The organism is Pseudomonas sp. PvP001 (assembly GCF_040546375.1).
GTDB lineage: Bacteria > Pseudomonadota > Gammaproteobacteria > Pseudomonadales > Pseudomonadaceae > Aquipseudomonas > Aquipseudomonas coleopterorum.
On sequence record NZ_JBEPNQ010000001.1, the window covers coordinates 2,824,594 to 2,840,837 of the forward strand.

Sequence of the window (16,244 nt, forward strand, 5' to 3'; positions counted from 1 at the left end):
AGCATGCCGCATACCGTCCAATACCGACCTCTGCTGATCGATGAGCTGATCAGTGCACACCGAATTGCGAGCTACAGCAGGGTATTTTCCATAAGAAGCGACTCAGAGCTGGTAGGCGCCTATTTATGGAATTCGCACGTTTGTGCGGCGCTGTATCCGTTGCTCGGGGCAGCGGAGATTACCCTCAGGAATGCTATCGATGTGGCCTTGACGGCGGACCTGGGAAAGTTCTGGTGGAGAAAGGGTACGCTGAAATTCAAGAGTTACACGCCTGGAACTTCAAGGGAGCCGTATCCGGTAAGTCACTTGGCCGGGAATTTTGCGTCGGCTTACAGCGCCGCACAGCGTGAGCGTTCCAGGCGAATCGGCAAGACGTTCAAAGGCGCTCCGGATCACCATGAGATCGTTTCGCAGACCGATTTCTCGACGTGGGAATTTATCCTCGAAAGCGAGTACATGGGGAACCACCTGATTTGGCCCAAGCATCTGGGTGCGGTCTTCAGAGGAGAGTGGCCCACCACGGCCGCCGCGAGCATGCTCAAGCAATGCAGGGAGCGTGTCTCACTTGTCCGACACTTTCGAAATCGGATTTTCCATCACGAGCCGGCATGGAAACGCTCTGGAATCACCAATGAGCAGCAGGCAGTGACTCACCTTCATGAAAAAATCGCCAGGATAACGCAGCTGCTTTCCTGGATATCGCCCGAGAAAATCGACCTTCTGGAAAAGTGTGGCGCTATTAGAAATGCTTACCGCGCGTGTTCATTGGACGAGATCGAGAGGTGCAAATACAGGTCGAAAACCACAACCATCAACAGCATGCCCAAGCTTGTCAGAGTCGCGCAGGCTGCCAGTGATCACGATGGTGTCATGAAAATCGCAGTTTATGGCAAGCGCAAAGCGATCTACACCTTGCAACCTTGTTAAAGGCTGCTCGAGCTTCATCCAGCGCGCTCAACGTCGAAGGCATCTCATCTTGGTTGCAGCACGTACCGTCTACGCGGTCTTCATTGACAGGGTAGGACAGCCGGACCGGCAAGTTGCTACTCGCAAGTGTGGGCTGTCGCTATCCTTGTGTCATTGAATCAGTGCTCGCGCACTGCCTGCGTGTCGGGCTCGCGGGTGACGGCCTTGACCAGCTTGCCGATGCTCAGGCCTTGCAGCAGGATCGAGGACAGCACGACGATGTAGGTGATGCTCAGCAGCAGGTCGCGCTCCGGGCCGATGGGCAGGGCCAGGGCCAGGGCGACCGAGACGCCGCCGCGCAGGCCGCCCCAGGTGAGCACGCGAATGGTGCCGCGCGGAACGCTGCGAAAGCGCCGCAGCAGCAGAATCGCCGGGGCCACGGTGAGCAACCGCGACAGCAGGATCGCCACGGCGAGCAGGGAGGCCGCCAACAGGTGCAGCCCCCCAGGAGAAGGGCAGCAGCAACAGCTCCAGCCCGATCAAGGCGAACAGCAGGGCGTTGAGGATGTCGTCGAGCAGCTCCCAGAAACCGTCCATATAGCGCCGGGTCATGTCGTTCATCGCCAGGTTGCGTCCCAGGTTGCCGATGATCAGCCCGGCCACCACCATCGCGATCGGCGCCGAGACATGCAGCTCGGAAGCCATGGCCGAGCCGCCGATGACCAGCGCCAGGGTCAGCATGACTTCGACCTGGTACTGCTCGATGCTCTTGATCATGCGGTAGACGATGTAGCCGATCAGCCCACCGAACAGCACGCCGCCCACTGCTTCATGCAGAAACAGCATGGCCGTCGCGCCGACGGTGGGGGTTTCGCCCAACTGGGCGATGCCCAGCAGGACGGTGAACACCACCACCGCCGTGCCGTCATTGAACAGCGATTCGCCGACGATGGTGGTCTTCAGCGGCTTGGAGGCGTTGGCCGTTCGCAGCACGCCCAGCACCGCGATCGGGTCGGTCGGTGAAATCAGAGCGCCGAACAGCAGGCAATACAGGAAGCTGACGTGCCAGCCGAACAGGCCGAAGATCCAGAAGGCCAGGGTGCCGATCACGAAGGTGGCGATCAGTACGCCGAAGGTGGCCAGCAGACCGATGGGCCAGCGGTAGTTACGCAGGTCAGCCAGGTTCACGTGCAGCGCGCCGGCGAACAGCAGGAACGAGAGCATCCAGTTCATCAGCAGATCGCCGAAGTCGATCTGGTTCATCAACGCTTCGACGCGATCCTCGAGGCCTGGGTAGCCGATGAAACTCAGGCCTTGCAGGATCAGCGAGAACATCAGGGCGGTGACCATCACGCCGATGGTCGGCGGCAGGCCGATGAAGCGGAAGTTCACGTAGGTGAGCAGTGTGGTGAGGCAAATGAATGTCGCGACTATCTCGAGCATCCGGGCTCCCTGGGTCAGGTGTTGAAGATCTATCGATAGAGGGCGCCTATCAGGCGCCGCACTATGGTTGGATGTTGCCGCGTGACTGAGCGGCACACTTCATTCATCCAGCGGCGTTGACTGCCACCGGCCGTCGCTGCCAATAGATGAACACCAATGCCAGGGCAAGCGTGCCCAGACCGGTGATGGCGCCGGTCCAGGGCAGGTCCACCAGCGGCGCACCACTGGCCACGACCAGGCCGCCGACCCAGGCGCCCGCTGCGTTGCCGAGGTTGAAGGCGCTCTGGTTCAGCGTCGATCCCAGGTTCGGCGCCTCGTGCGCCTGGTCGATGATGAGCAATTGCAGGATCGGGCACAGCGCGAAGGCGAACACGCCCCAGGCCAGCAGGGTGATCGCCGCCGGAATCAGCGAGCCGCTGGTCTGGGTGAACAGGGCCAGGATCAACACCACCGCGATCGCCATGCCCAGCAACGAAGGCAGCAGGCGTGAGTCGGCCAGACGCCCTCCGAGCATGCTGCCGATGGTCAGGCCGACGCCGAACAGCAGAAGCATCACGGTGATGCCGTGGGCGCTGACGCCGGTAACATCCTGCAGGATCGGCGCGATGTAGGTGAACACGCTGAACAGGCTGCAGGAGGCCATCGCGCTCATCGCAAGCGGCAGCAACACGTTGGGCTTGCGCAACACCCGAAACTCGCGCGCCAGGTTGCCGCGCTCCATGGGAATGGCCTTGGGCAGCCAGACGATCTGCGCCAGCAGGGCGATGACGCCGATGACCGAGACCGCCCAGAAGGTGGAGCGCCAGCCCGCGAACTGGCCCAGAGCGGTCCCCAGCGGTACACCCAGCACGTTGGCCAAGGTCAGCCCGGTGAACATCAGGGCGATGGCCTGGGCTCGCTTGGTCGGCGCCACCAGCCCTGCGGCGACCACCGAGCCGATGCCGAAAAAGGCACCATGGCACAGGGCCGTGATGACCCGTGCACCCATCAGCGTGGCGTAGTTGGGCGCCATCGCGCACAGCACGTTGCCGAGGATAAACATCAGGGTCATGCCCAGCAGGGTAGCCTTGCGTGGCAGGTTGGCAGTGAGTACCGCCAGCACCGGAGCGCCGAACACCACGCCCAGGGCGTAGCCGGTGATCAGCAGGCCAGCGTCCGGGATGCTGACGGACAGGTCCTGGGCCACATCGGTCAACAGGCCCATGATGACGAATTCGGTGGTGCCGATGCCGAATGCGGCGACGGCCAATGCAAACAACGCAAGTGGCATACGGATTCTCTCGAGTAGGAGGTGAGTTGCCCGAAGAGGGCATGCGCCAGCCTCCGCATGAGCTGCAGAGAACACGATTTATTGGAATGGGTGCGCAAAAAGCTGTAACGATACAGCGGCGCTTATTATAGGGAGGCCACTAAAGTCGGCAAAATTGATAATTGCAATGGAACTCTGCGCCAGCGAACCTTTCATGGCGGCTGCCCTCATACTTCGTAGCGGCCGTGCATGGGCACCTCGCGGTGGATTACTTGGACAAGGAACTCTGTATGACTGTCGCCTTCTGGTGTGTCTTGATCGCTTTGATATTGCCCTACGGTTGCGCGTATATCGCCAAGTTCACCGGCGGCAAGTTCGGCCTCAAGCAGAACCATGATCCACGCACGTATCTGGATGCGTTGGAGGGCCTGCCCAAGCGGGCGCACGCGGCCCAGCTGAACAGTTTCGAGATTCTTCCCGGCTTCATCGCCGCTGTGGTGATTTCCGATATCGTCGGCAATGCCCAGCAGGTGACGCTGGATGTGCTGGCGGTGGTGTTCATCACTTCGCGTCTGCTGTACATCATTTGTTATCTGGCCGACTGGGCGACGTTGCGATCGCTGGTATGGTTCGCGGGATTTGCGATCATCGTCAGCTACTTCTTCGTTTCGATGTAGCCAACAGGGTGCGGCAGTGGCGACGGGTCATCGATATGACGCGCCGCCGGATGCTCGTTACTTGTCTAACTCATCCATGGCGTCTTGCAGCTCCTTGCGGGCTTCGGCAAGTTTGTCCTTGCGCTTATTGATCTTCTCCGAATCGCCTTTCTTCATGGCCTTGTCCAGATCGCTCTGGCGCTTGCTGACTTCGCGCTTGGCATCGAGCACCTTGCCCTCACGCTCCTTGCGCAGTCCGTTTTCGGTGCAGTTGTTCTGGATCTCCCGTAGCGCGGTGCTCAGCCCATCGACCTGGTTCTGATTGCCGTTGGCCTTGGCGATGTCGATCTGCGCCTGTACATGCTGCTGCTTGGCGGCGCAGCCGGTGGCTGCAGGGGCCGAGGCGGGAGCGGAGGGCGCTGCGATCGCCGGGCCGGCCAGTACACCGGCGACCAGTACGGCGCACAGCGAGGAAAACTTGTTCATGGTGACTCCGAGAAGATGATTCTGAATAGTTGACGATGAATTGAAGTAGCTGTCTGTAGGACGCGTCTTATTCACGGCTGGATAGATCGAGACGGTGCAGTCGCCGGCGACGTGATCCACCTATTGAAGGACCTTTTGCCAGTCAGGTCAAAGCGATCGCGTCCTGGCCAGTTCCGGAGCGTTGGCGCCGACACGAAAAAAAGCCCCGGCCAGTCACCCGGCCGGGGCTTTTTACGGAGTGCTGCGAGGCGCTTATTTCAGGCCGGCAGCATCGCGCAGGGCGGCGGCACGGTCGGTGCGCTCCCAGGTGAACGCGGTGAAGGTGTCGTCGCCGACGGTCATTTCCACCGGCGCACGGCCGAAGTGGCCGTAGGCAGCGGTGGCCTGGTACATCGGGTGCAGCAGGTCGAGCATGGTGGTGATGGCATACGGGCGCAGGTCGAAGTGCGCGCGCACCAGCTTGACGATCTGCTCGTCGCTGATCTTGCCGGTGCCGAAGGTGTTGATCGAGATCGACGTTGGCTGGGCCACGCCGATGGCGTAGGACACCTGGATCTCGCACCGCTCGGCCAGACCGGCGGCGACGATGTTCTTGGCCACATAGCGACCGGCGTAGGCGGCCGAGCGGTCGACCTTGGACGGGTCCTTGCCGGAGAAGGCGCCGCCGCCGTGGCGAGCCATGCCGCCGTAGCTGTCGACGATGATCTTGCGCCCGGTCAGGCCGCAGTCACCCACCGGGCCACCGATGATGAAGTTGCCGGTGGGGTTGATGTGGAACTGGGTGTCCTTGTGCAGCAGCTCGGCCGGCAGCACGTGCTTGACGATCAGCTCCATGACGCCTTCGCGCAGGTCGTTGTACGACACGTCCGGGTTGTGCTGGGTCGACAGCACCACGGCATCGATACCCACGACCTTGCCGCCTTCGTACTGGCATGTCACCTGGGACTTGGCATCGGGGCGCAGCCACGGCAGCAGGCCGGACTTGCGCGCTTCGGCCTGGCGCTCGACCAGGCGGTGCGAGAAGCAGATCGGGGCAGGCATCAGCACGTCGGTTTCGTTGCTGGCATAACCGAACATCAGGCCCTGGTCGCCAGCGCCCTGGTCTTCCGGCTTGCTGCGGTCCACGCCCTGGGCGATGTCCACCGACTGCTTGCCGATGATGTTCATGACCGCACAGGTGGCACCGTCGAAGCCGACATCGGAGCTGTTGTAGCCGATGTCGACGATGACCTTGCGCACGATGTCTTCCAGGTCGACCCAGGCCGACGTGCTGACTTCGCCGGCGATGATCGCCACGCCGGTCTTGACCAGGGTTTCGCAGGCCACGCGGGCGAACTTGTCCTGGGTGATGATGGCGTCCAGCACCGCGTCGGAAATCTGGTCGGCGATCTTGTCCGGGTGTCCTTCGGAGACGGACTCGGAGGTGAAAAGGGAGTATTCGCTCATCTCGACGGTTTCCTAAATTGACCGATGGTGAGTGTCGCCAGCCGGCCGCGAGAAATGGCGGACCTGAATCTGGAAACCATTACGTAAGCCCACGTAGAGGCTCTCTCCGGGAACAAGCCCCGCAGCGATGGCCCAACGGGCCAGATCTTCCTGTTCGAACCCCAACCAGAGATCACCGCAGGCCTCTTTGGCCCAACTCTGATTGTGGCTGCACAACTCTGTTACCAAAAGGCTGCCGCCTGGCTGCACCCGCTGCGCCAGATGGCCAAGCGCCTGAGCCGGGTCGCTGAAATGGTGCAGAACCATGTTCAGCACCACGCAGTCGGCGCGCAGGCTGGTGGGGGCCAAGGCATCGGCCAGTTCCAGGCGTACGTTGCTCAGGTGCTCGCGCAGGCAGACTTGGCGAGCCAGTTCGAGCATGGCCGGGCTGTTGTCCTGCGCCGTGACCTGGGCAAAGCGTCGGGCCAGTTCGGGCAGGAAGCCGCCATCGCCCGGACCCACTTCCAGAGCGCTGGCCTGGTGGGCGAAGCTCAGTTTGTCGAGCAGGGCCAGCAGGCTTTCGCGGTACTGCGGCAGGCCGGCGATGAGGTCCTGCTGGGCGCGGAACTTCTCTTCCATGCGCGAAAAGAAATCTTCGCTGGCCGCGGCGCGCTGGCGCTGCACCACGGCCATGCGCGCCTGCGCCTCGGCCGGCAGGCTCAATCCGTCGACTTCCTCGAGCAGGGCGCTGTGCAGGCGTCCGCCCAGCACGCGACCGTTGGGCAGGGCACGACGATAGAAAATCGCGTTGCCTTCGCGCCGCGTGGCCACCAGGTCGGCCTGGGCGAGCACCTTGAGGTGATGGCTCATGCCCGACTGGCCCACCGCGAAGATCTGCGCCAGTTCCAGCACGCCGAACGAATCGCTGGCCAGCGCGCGCAGCACGTTCAGACGCAGGGGGTCGCCACCGGCTTTGCACAGGGCAGCCAGATCGTCACTTGCCTGATGGTCGAACGCAGGGGCACGAAGGTTCATAGGCTTGGCAGTCTAGAGAGCGACGGGCGGCGTCGCAAGACCAATATCAAAAAGTTTTGATATTGCTTCGGCAGGTTCATTGGCCGGCAATTGCCGCTCAGGGTAAATGTCCGATTGCCCAACCCCCTGCCGGTGGGGGAAAATGCCCTCCTTTGTTGTATCCCTGCCTACACAGACCCCAGGAGATAAGCGATGCCCAGCCGTCGTGAGCGCGCCAATGCCATTCGTGCACTGAGCATGGATGCCGTGCAAAAAGCCAACAGCGGTCACCCAGGTGCCCCCATGGGTATGGCGGATATCGCCGAAGTACTGTGGCGTGACTTCCTCAAGCACAACCCGGCCAACCCGGCGTTCGCCAACCGCGACCGTTTCGTCATGTCCAACGGTCATGGCTCGATGCTGGTCTATTCGCTGCTGCACCTCACCGGCTATGACCTGGGCATCGAAGACCTGAAAAACTTCCGCCAGTTGCACAGCCGCACGCCGGGTCACCCCGAGTACGGCTACACCCCAGGCGTCGAGACCACCACCGGTCCATTGGGCCAAGGCCTGGCCAACGCGGTAGGTTTTGCGCTCGCGGAAAAAGTGCTGGCAGCGCAGTTCAACCGCGACGGCCACAAGATCGTCGACCACAACACCTACGTGTTCCTTGGCGACGGCTGCATGATGGAAGGCATCTCCCACGAGGTGAGTGCGCTGGCCGGCACCCTGGGCCTGGGCAAGCTGATCGCCTTCTACGATGACAACGGCATTTCCATCGACGGCGAAGTCGAAGGCTGGTTCACCGACGACACGCCGAAACGCTTCGAAGCCTACGGCTGGCAGGTGATTCGCAACGTCGACGGTCACGATGCGGACGAAATCAAGACCGCCATCGAAACCGCCCGCAAGAGCGAGCAGCCGACGCTGATCTGCTGCAAGACCACCATCGGTTTCGGCTCGCCGAACAAGCAGGGCAAGGAAGACTGCCACGGCGCGCCACTGGGTGCCGAGGAAATCGCCCTGACCCGCGCAGCATTGAAGTGGAACCACGGCCCGTTCGAAATCCCGGCCGACATCTACAAGGAATGGGACGCCAGGGAAGCCGGCGTAGCCCTGGAAGCCGAGTGGAACCAGCGCTTCGCCGCCTATTCCGCTGCCTACCCTGAACTGGCCAACGAATTCGTGCGCCGCATGAGTGGCGAGCTGCCTGCCGACTTCTCCGAAAAGGCCAGCGCCTACATCGCCGAAGTGGCCGCCAAGGGCGAGACCATCGCCAGCCGCAAGGCCAGCCAGAACGCATTGAATGCCTTCGGTCCGTTGCTGCCTGAGATCCTCGGCGGCTCGGCCGACCTGGCCGGTTCGAACCTGACCCTGTGGAAAGGCTGCAAGGGTGTCGAAGCGGATGACGCCGCCGGCAACTACATCTATTATGGCGTGCGCGAATTCGGCATGAGTGCGATCATGAACGGGATCGCCCTGCACGGCGGCTTCGTGCCATACGGCGCGACCTTCCTGATCTTCATGGAATACGCCCGCAACGCGGTACGCATGTCGGCGCTGATGAAGAAGCGCGTGATCTACGTGTTCACCCACGACTCCATCGGTCTGGGCGAAGATGGCCCGACCCACCAGCCGATCGAACAGCTGGCGAGCCTGCGCTGCACCCCGAACCTCGACACCTGGCGTCCTGCCGATGCGGTCGAGTCGGCGGTAGCATGGAAATTTGCCCTGGAGCGCAACGACGGTCCGTCGGCGCTGATCTTCTCGCGTCAGAACCTCGATCACCAGGCCCGCGATCAGGCCCAGTTGGCCGACATCACTCGTGGCGGTTACGTGCTCAAGGATTGCGCTGGCGAGCCTGAGCTGATTCTGATCGCCACCGGTTCCGAAGTGGGCCTGGCCGTCAAAGCCTTCGACAAGCTGACCGAACAGGGCCGCAACGTGCGCGTCGTGTCGATGCCGTGCACCAGCGTGTTCGACGCGCAGGATGCAGGCTACAAGCAATCGGTCCTGCCGCTGCAGGTCAGCGCGCGCATCGCCATCGAGGCTGCGCACGCCGACTACTGGTACAAGTACGTGGGACTGGAAGGTCGGGTGATCGGCATGACCAGCTTCGGCGAGTCGGCACCGGCACCGGCGCTGTTCGAAGAGTTCGGCTTCACCCTGGAGAACATCCTGGCCACCGCCGAAGAATTGCTCGAAGACTGATCCACACCCCTGTGGGAGCGGGTTCTACCCGCGAAGAACACAACACGCAGTCATGTGCTGCCGCAGTGTCCTCTTCGCGGGTAGAACCCGCTCCCACATGATCTGAATGACTTCAGGCGTAACTCTCCATGTCTCAGAAACGCCCCTACAGAGTCGCCCTCAACGGTTACGGCCGGATTGGCCGCTGCGTGCTGCGTGCGTTGTGCGAGCGCGGCGCGCAGGCTGACTTCGAGGTAGTGGCGATCAACGACCTGGCCGACATGGCCAGTCTCGAATACCTCACGCGCTTCGATTCGACCCACGGACGTTTTCCCGGTGAAGTCACGGTCGAAGCCGACCATCTGTTGATCAACGGGCGCCCCATACGGGTCATCCGCAGCGCCACGCCCGAGGCGATCGACTGGGCTGCGCTGGACATCGACCTGGTGCTCGAATGCTCCGGGGCCTACAACACCCGTGCCGACGGTCAGCGTTTCCTGGCAGCTGGGGCACCGGCCGTGCTGTTTTCCCAGCCCATGGCCAGCGAGGCCGATGTCGATGCCACCATCGTGTTCGGCATCAACCAGGACTGCCTCACCGGGCACGAAAAGCTGGTGTCCAACGCGTCCTGCACCACCAATTGCGGCGTGCCGCTGCTGCGCCTGCTGGATCAGGCCATTGGCCTGGAATACGTGTCCATCACCACCATTCACTCGGCCATGAACGACCAGCCGGTGATCGATGCCTATCACCACGAAGACCTGCGCCGCACGCGCTCGGCCTTCCAGTCGGTCATTCCGGTTTCTACCGGCCTGGCCCGCGGTATCGAACGCCTGTTGCCGGAACTTGCCGGCCGAATCCAGGCCAAAGCTGTGCGCGTGCCGACCGTCAACGTGTCATGCCTGGACATTACCCTGCAGATGGCGCGCGACACCTGTGCCGTCGAGGTCAACCGGGTTCTGCGAGAAGCCGCAGGCAGCGGCCCGCTGCAAGGTCTACTGGCCTACACTGAACTGCCGCACGCCAGTTGTGATTTCAACCACGACCCCCATTCGGCCATCGTCGATGCCAGCCAGACCCGTGTATCCGGGCCGCGCCTAGTGAACCTGCTGGCCTGGTTCGACAACGAGTGGGGCTTCGCCAATCGTATGCTCGACGTCGCGGGGCATTACCTGCGCGTCATGAACAATTCCAAACGAGCTTGAAAGGACTGAACGCAATGACCGTGTTGAAGATGACCGACCTCGACCTGCAAGGTAAGCGCGTATTGATTCGCGAAGACCTCAACGTGCCCGTCAAGGATGGCAAGGTAACCAGCGACGCGCGCATCGTCGCCTCGTTGCCCACCATCAAGCTGGCCCTTGAGAAGGGCGCAGCGGTAATGGTCTGCTCGCACCTGGGCCGGCCCACCGAGGGCGAGTTCTCGGCCGAGAACAGCCTCAAGCCGGTCGCCGAGTACCTGAGCAAGGCACTGGGCCGCGATGTGCCGCTGGTGGCCGACTACCTCGATGGCGTTCAGGTCGAGCCTGGCTCTGTCGTGCTGTTCGAGAACGTGCGCTTCAACAAGGGTGAAAAGAAGAACGCCGATGAGCTGGCGCAGAAGTACGCCGACCTGTGCGACGTGTTCGTGATGGACGCGTTCGGCACCGCGCACCGCGCCGAGGGCTCCACCCATGGCGTGGCCAAGTTCGCCAAGGTGGCCGCTGCCGGTCCGCTGCTGGCCGCCGAACTGGAGGCCTTGGGCAAGGCGCTGGGTGCCCCGGCCAAGCCGATGGCGGCCATCGTCGCCGGTTCCAAGGTGTCGACCAAGCTGGACGTGCTCAACAGCCTCAGCGCCATCTGCGATCAGTTGATCGTCGGCGGTGGCATCGCCAACACCTTCCTGGCCGCGGCCGGGCACAAGGTCGGCAAGTCGCTGTACGAGCCTGACCTGCTGGATACCGCGCGCGCCATCGCCGCCAAGGTCAGCGTGCCGTTGCCGGTCGACGTGGTGGTGGCCAAGGAGTTCGCCGAAAGCGCCGAAGCCACGGTCAAGCTCATCGCCGATGTGGCCGATGACGACATGATCCTCGATATCGGCCCACAGACCGCCGAACAGTTCGCCGAACTGCTCAAATCGTCCAAGACCATCCTGTGGAACGGCCCGGTAGGTGTGTTCGAGTTCGATCAGTTCGGCAACGGTACCCAGGTGCTGGCCAAGGCGATCGCGCAGAGCCCGGCCTTTTCCATCGCTGGTGGCGGTGACACCCTGGCGGCCATCGACAAGTACGGCGTCGCTGAAGACATTTCCTACATTTCGACCGGCGGCGGTGCGTTCCTCGAATTCGTCGAGGGCAAGGTCCTGCCGGCCGTGGAAATGCTGGAACAGCGTGCCAAGGCCTGATGCCCTGTGAGTTTCGAGGAGAAACGGATGCTCAAGGCTGCCACCCTGGCATTGCTGATCGGTCTGCTGGCCGGTTGTTCCGGTGCGCCGGCAACCTCGGTTGACGACGAGCCGGCAGCGACCCCTGGAGGCTGTTCGCAGTCGCAGTGGCAAGCCCGAAAGCATCCCGGTGGTGGGCAAACGCATGGGGCCCGAGGCGCTGGAGCGCTACGAGCCGGAACAGCAGGCGCAGGCACCCGGTTGTCCTTGAGGGCAACCAAAGGTGCTCGCCAGCGGTCTTCTGTGGTGAGTTTCACGATTATCACCGCCTTTGGCACAAGGAGTTCACCATGAAGATCGGTTCCGCGACATTCGGTTCGGCCACCCTGCTGGCAGCGGTGCTGTCCAGCGGCTGCATGAGTTCCGGCGCAGGCAGCGCCTGTGAAGTGTTCAGCCCGGCGGCAGTGGTCACGCCGACCACACAGGATGATCAGCGCGTGCAGACCAACTCCACGGGCGCGCCGGCCAGTACTCAGAACACGGCGCAGGATTGTGGGGCCTGAGCCAGTGCTGCATGGGGCAGCAGTGCCCCGCGCTTCGAGGTATATGAATGAAAGGCGGTATGGCGATAATGGTCTTGGCGCTCCTCTCCGGCTGCGCCTATATGGACAAACAGATGCCGGTGTCCCCTAATTGGACACGCTGGCAATGTGACAGCCAAGTCGATGTGCAATGGCGCTACAGCGCCGCCGACAAGAGCGCGATGCAAGTGCGCCTGGCGGGCAGCGACAAGGAGTATGCGTTGACCCCTCAGGCCGGTGCCGAAGGTGAATTGTTCAGCGATGGCGTGCTGGCGTTCCACAAGAAAGGTGACGAAGGCCTGGTGTACTGGGTCGCCACCGACGATTTGATTGGCCGGGGTTGCAAGGCTCCGTGACGGCTGGGCCCCAGGGCCTGCCCGATGATAGGCATTACTTCAATAGCGGCCGCCTGCGGTGAGCTGCAACGATCAACGACCCTGAACCGGGAGACACATAACAATGGCACTTATCAGCATGCGGCAGATGCTGGATCACGCCGCCGAATTCGGCTATGGCGTACCAGCTTTCAACGTCAACAACCTCGAGCAAATGCGCGCCATCATGGAAGCGGCCGACAAGACCGACTCCCCCGTCATCGTCCAGGCCTCGGCCGGCGCCCGCAAATACGCCGGTGCCCCATTCCTGCGCCACCTGATCCTGGCGGCGATCGAGGAATTCCCGCACATCCCGGTATGCATGCACCAGGACCACGGCACCAGCCCGGACATCTGCCAGCGTTCGATCCAGCTGGGCTTCAGCTCGGTGATGATGGACGGCTCGCTGGGCACCGACGGCAAGACCCCGACCGACTACGACTACAACGTGCGCGTGACCTCGCAGACCGTTTCCTTCGCCCACGCCTGCGGCGTGTCGGTAGAGGGCGAGCTGGGCTGCCTGGGTTCGCTGGAAACCGGCCAGGCCGGTGAAGAAGACGGCGTGGGTGCCGAGGGCATCCTGGACCACAGCCAGATGCTGACCGACCCGGAAGAAGCGGCTGACTTCGTCGCCAAGACTCAGGTCGACGCCTTGGCCATCGCCATCGGCACCAGCCACGGCGCCTACAAGTTCACCAAGCCGCCTACTGGCGACATCCTGGCCATCGACCGCATCAAGGCGATCCATGCGCGCATTCCCAACACTCACCTGGTGATGCACGGCTCCTCGTCGGTACCTCAGGAATGGCTGGCGATCATCAACGAGTACGGTGGCGCCATCAAGGAAACCTACGGCGTGCCGGTTGAGGAAATCGTCGAGGGCATCAAGTACGGCGTGCGCAAGGTCAACATCGATACCGACCTGCGTCTGGCCTCCACCGGTGCGATTCGCCGCTTCATGGCGCAGAACCCGGCCGAGTTCGACCCACGCAAGTATTTCGCCGAAACCGTGAAAGCCATGCGTGACGTGTGCATCGCGCGCTACGAAGCGTTCGGCACCGCGGGTAATGCCTCCAAGATCAAGCCGATCTCCCTGGAAGGCATGTTCCAGCGCTATGCCAGCGGCGAGTTGAACGCCAAGGTCAACTAAGCGTCATCGCGACCAGAGAACCCGCCTATTGGCGGGTTCTTTCGTTTTGGCCGGGTGTTTCGCGAGCTCCACGGTCCCTGCACCAGACGCGCCGTCCATCGGCCGATATCGGTCCATGCCGCAAACACCTGGAAATTGTCCTACAGCTTTGTGCGGCGCCCGTCTAAAGTGATGCATGAATTTTCCGGATACCTCCGGATCAAGCCCCGTCTGAACGAGTAGTAGCATGGAATGCGCCCTTTATCCGTCCACGGACGGCGGTTCTACGTTGTTGGTGGTCGACGATTACCCGGAAAACCTGCTGAGCATGAGAGCTCTGCTCGAGCGCCAGGACTGGCAGGTGATCACTGCCGCTTCCGGTGTGGAAGCGCTGGGCAAGCTCCTGGAGCATGAGGTCGATCTGGTTCTGCTGGACGTGCAGATGCCCGGCATGGACGGTTTCGAAGTGGCGCGCCTGATGCGCGGCAGCCAGCGTACGCGCCTGACCCCGATCATCTTCCTGACCGCCAACGAGCAGTCGCAGGCCGCCGTGCTCAAGGGCTACGCCACGGGCGCGGTGGACTATCTGTTCAAAGCCGTTCGATCCGCAGATTCTGCGGCCCAAGGTCCAGGCACTGCTCGAGCAGCAGCGCAACCGACGCGACTTGCAGCGCTTGAGTCGGGATCTTGAAACGGCTCGCGCCTTCAACGCCTCGGTCCTCGAAAACGCCGGGGAAGGCATTCTGGTGGTCAATGATCAAGGATTGATCACCTTCGCCAACCCGGCCATCTCGCGCCTGCTGGGTGCCAGTGTCGAGCAACTGCAGTGCACCGTGCTGGCCGATCACCTGCACAAGCCGCAGGTCCCCGAGTGGTTCGAGTCCGACTTCTACCGCGCCTACAACACGCGTACGACCTACCGCGTACACGACGGGCTGATGCGCACGGCCAATGGCCAGCAACTGCCGGTGGCCTTGTCGTGCGCGCCGTTGCCCGGCGAGCAGCGTGCGATGGTGGTGACGATTCTGGACATGTCGGTGGTGCGCAGCCTGCACCAGCAGCTCGAATACCAGGCGGTCACTGACCCGTTGACCGGGCTGCTCAACCGCCGTGGCTTCTATCAGGCGGTGGAGAGTGCGCTGGTGCGCAACGAGCGCGCGGAAAAGGCCCAGGCCTTGCTGTATCTGGACATGGACGGTTTCAAGCGGATCAACGATCGCCATGGCCATGACGCTGGCGATCGAGCCTTGCGCTGGGTGGCCGAACAGATCAAGGCCGTGCTGCGCCCCTTCGACGTGGTGGCCCGCCTGGGCGGTGACGAATTCACCGCGCTGCTGGATAACCTCGACTACCCCGAGCAGGCCGCCAAGGTGGCCGAAAAGCTCATGGAACGCATCGCCATGGAACAGACCGTGGACGGGGTGGACATCAATCTGGGCGTGAGCATCGGCATCGCCACCTATCCCGAATGCGGCACCAACCTGGACAGCCTGCTGCGCGCCGCCGACATTGCCATGTATGCCGCAAAGCAGGCGGGCCGTCAGCAATACCGTTACTACGACCAGGATTTGAACGGTCGGGCGCGATCGCGTCTGCTGCTGGAAACCAGTGTCGGCGAAGCCATCGAGAACCGCGATTTCAGCCTGGTCTACCAGCCGCAGGTGTCGCTGCTCGACGGTCGTCTGCGTGGTTTCGAAGCGCTGTTGCGCTGGTGCCATCCCAGTGTTGGCGACGTGCAGCCGGGGCTGTTCATTCCCCTGCTCGAACAGGCGCGGTTGATCAGCCGCCTGTCGAGCTGGATCTACACCGAGGGCGCCGCCCAGCGTCGGGCCTGGTCCCGCCGCTTTCCCGACGAGCTGGTGCTCAGCATCAGCCTGAGCAATGCCCAGTTCGCCATGCCCAATCTGGTCTCCGAGCTGCAGCGCGCCATCGCCTTGCACGGCTTGCGCCCGCAGCAGCTCGAAGTGGAAGTGGTGGAGTCCTCCCTGATGCACAACCTGGCCCAGGCCACCGCACAGCTGCACCAACTGCGCAACCTGGGCGTGCGCATCGCCCTGGACGACTTCGGCACCGGCCCGTGTTCGCTGAAGCTGCTGCGCGATCTGCCCATCGACACGCTCAAGCTGGACCGTCACCTGATTGCCAAGTTGCCCGACTCGCACCCTGACGGTGTCTTCGCGCGCAGCGTGATCCAGGCCTGCAATGCTTTCGACATCACGGTGATCGCCGAAGGCGTGGAGACCGCCGAGCAATGTCGGTGGCTGCGCGCTGCCGGCTGCGAGTGGATCCAGGGCTTTGTCATTGCCCGGCCGTTGACCGCACAGGCCGCCAGCGATTTTCCATTGGTCAGCGCGGGCGTGCAGCCGGCGGCGGTGTGACGCCGGCACCGGGCAGGCGTTACACTGGTCGCCTTTCTCAAGTCGAAACGG

At 62.6% G+C, this 16,244-nt stretch carries 12 protein-coding genes and 2 pseudogenes; 9 read left to right on the forward strand and 5 right to left on the reverse strand.

Features of this window, described 5'->3' with window-relative positions; translation table 11 throughout:
* Positions 1–3: 3 nt before the first annotated feature.
* Positions 4–927: a CAAX protease gene (locus tag ABMD26_RS12865; protein ID WP_354309902.1), complete on the forward strand. Its 924-nt coding sequence runs from the start codon at positions 4–6 to the stop codon at positions 925–927.
* Positions 928–1,085: 158 nt separating this feature from the next.
* Here ABMD26_RS12865 and ABMD26_RS12870 read toward each other — a convergent pair.
* Positions 1,086–2,349: pseudogene (locus tag ABMD26_RS12870) on the reverse strand (cation:proton antiporter).
* A 103-nt stretch (positions 2,350–2,452) separates the two neighbouring features.
* Positions 2,453–3,619 (reverse strand): MFS transporter, encoded by a 1,167-nt coding sequence (locus ABMD26_RS12875; RefSeq protein ID WP_122742918.1) that lies wholly within the window; start codon positions 3,617–3,619, stop codon positions 2,453–2,455.
* Between the two features lie 269 nt (positions 3,620–3,888).
* Between ABMD26_RS12875 and ABMD26_RS12880 the strand changes: the two genes are divergently transcribed.
* The gene (locus ABMD26_RS12880; protein ID WP_090361053.1) at positions 3,889–4,275 is read left to right on the forward strand and encodes an MAPEG family protein; all 387 of its coding nucleotides are present in this window, start codon (positions 3,889–3,891) and stop codon (positions 4,273–4,275) included.
* A gap of 57 nt (positions 4,276–4,332) precedes the next feature.
* Here the strand turns inward: ABMD26_RS12880 and ABMD26_RS12885 are convergent, their stop codons facing one another.
* From ABMD26_RS12885 to ABMD26_RS12895, 3 genes are all read right to left on the reverse strand, one after another.
* Positions 4,333–4,740, reverse strand: a complete 408-nt coding sequence (locus tag ABMD26_RS12885) for a DUF1090 domain-containing protein (RefSeq protein ID WP_354309905.1) — start codon at positions 4,738–4,740, stop codon at positions 4,333–4,335.
* A gap of 252 nt (positions 4,741–4,992) precedes the next feature.
* Positions 4,993–6,186, reverse strand: coding sequence for a methionine adenosyltransferase (metK, locus tag ABMD26_RS12890; protein ID WP_043192339.1), 1,194 nt, complete (start codon positions 6,184–6,186; stop codon positions 4,993–4,995).
* A gap of 12 nt (positions 6,187–6,198) precedes the next feature.
* Positions 6,199–7,200: an ArsR/SmtB family transcription factor gene (locus ABMD26_RS12895; RefSeq protein WP_354309907.1), complete on the reverse strand. Its 1,002-nt coding sequence runs from the start codon at positions 7,198–7,200 to the stop codon at positions 6,199–6,201.
* Positions 7,201–7,392: 192 nt separating this feature from the next.
* Here ABMD26_RS12895 and tkt point away from each other — a divergent pair, with 192 nt between their 5' ends.
* From tkt to ABMD26_RS12935, 7 genes and pseudogenes are all read left to right on the forward strand, one after another.
* Complete coding sequence (tkt, locus tag ABMD26_RS12900) at positions 7,393–9,390, forward strand: transketolase (protein ID WP_354309909.1); 1,998 nt, start codon at positions 7,393–7,395, stop codon at positions 9,388–9,390.
* Between the two features lie 128 nt (positions 9,391–9,518).
* Positions 9,519–10,574 carry an erythrose-4-phosphate dehydrogenase gene (epd, locus tag ABMD26_RS12905; RefSeq protein WP_049861422.1) on the forward strand — a complete coding sequence of 352 codons (1,056 nt, stop codon included), beginning with the start codon at positions 9,519–9,521 and terminating at the stop codon, positions 10,572–10,574.
* A 14-nt stretch (positions 10,575–10,588) separates the two neighbouring features.
* Positions 10,589–11,752, forward strand: coding sequence for a phosphoglycerate kinase (locus ABMD26_RS12910; protein WP_134721978.1), 1,164 nt, complete (start codon positions 10,589–10,591; stop codon positions 11,750–11,752).
* Between the two features lie 329 nt (positions 11,753–12,081).
* Entirely contained in the window at positions 12,082–12,294 is a 213-nt protein-coding gene (locus ABMD26_RS12920) for a hypothetical protein (RefSeq protein WP_122742911.1), read from the forward strand.
* 47 nt (positions 12,295–12,341) lie between these two features.
* Entirely contained in the window at positions 12,342–12,668 is a 327-nt protein-coding gene (locus ABMD26_RS12925; RefSeq protein ID WP_090361028.1) for an MliC family protein, read from the forward strand.
* A gap of 103 nt (positions 12,669–12,771) precedes the next feature.
* Positions 12,772–13,836 carry a class II fructose-bisphosphate aldolase gene (fba, locus tag ABMD26_RS12930; protein ID WP_049861417.1) on the forward strand — a complete coding sequence of 355 codons (1,065 nt, stop codon included), beginning with the start codon at positions 12,772–12,774 and terminating at the stop codon, positions 13,834–13,836.
* Positions 13,837–14,062: 226 nt separating this feature from the next.
* Positions 14,063–16,193, forward strand: a pseudogene (locus ABMD26_RS12935) (putative bifunctional diguanylate cyclase/phosphodiesterase).
* Positions 16,194–16,244: the final 51 nt, after the last annotated feature.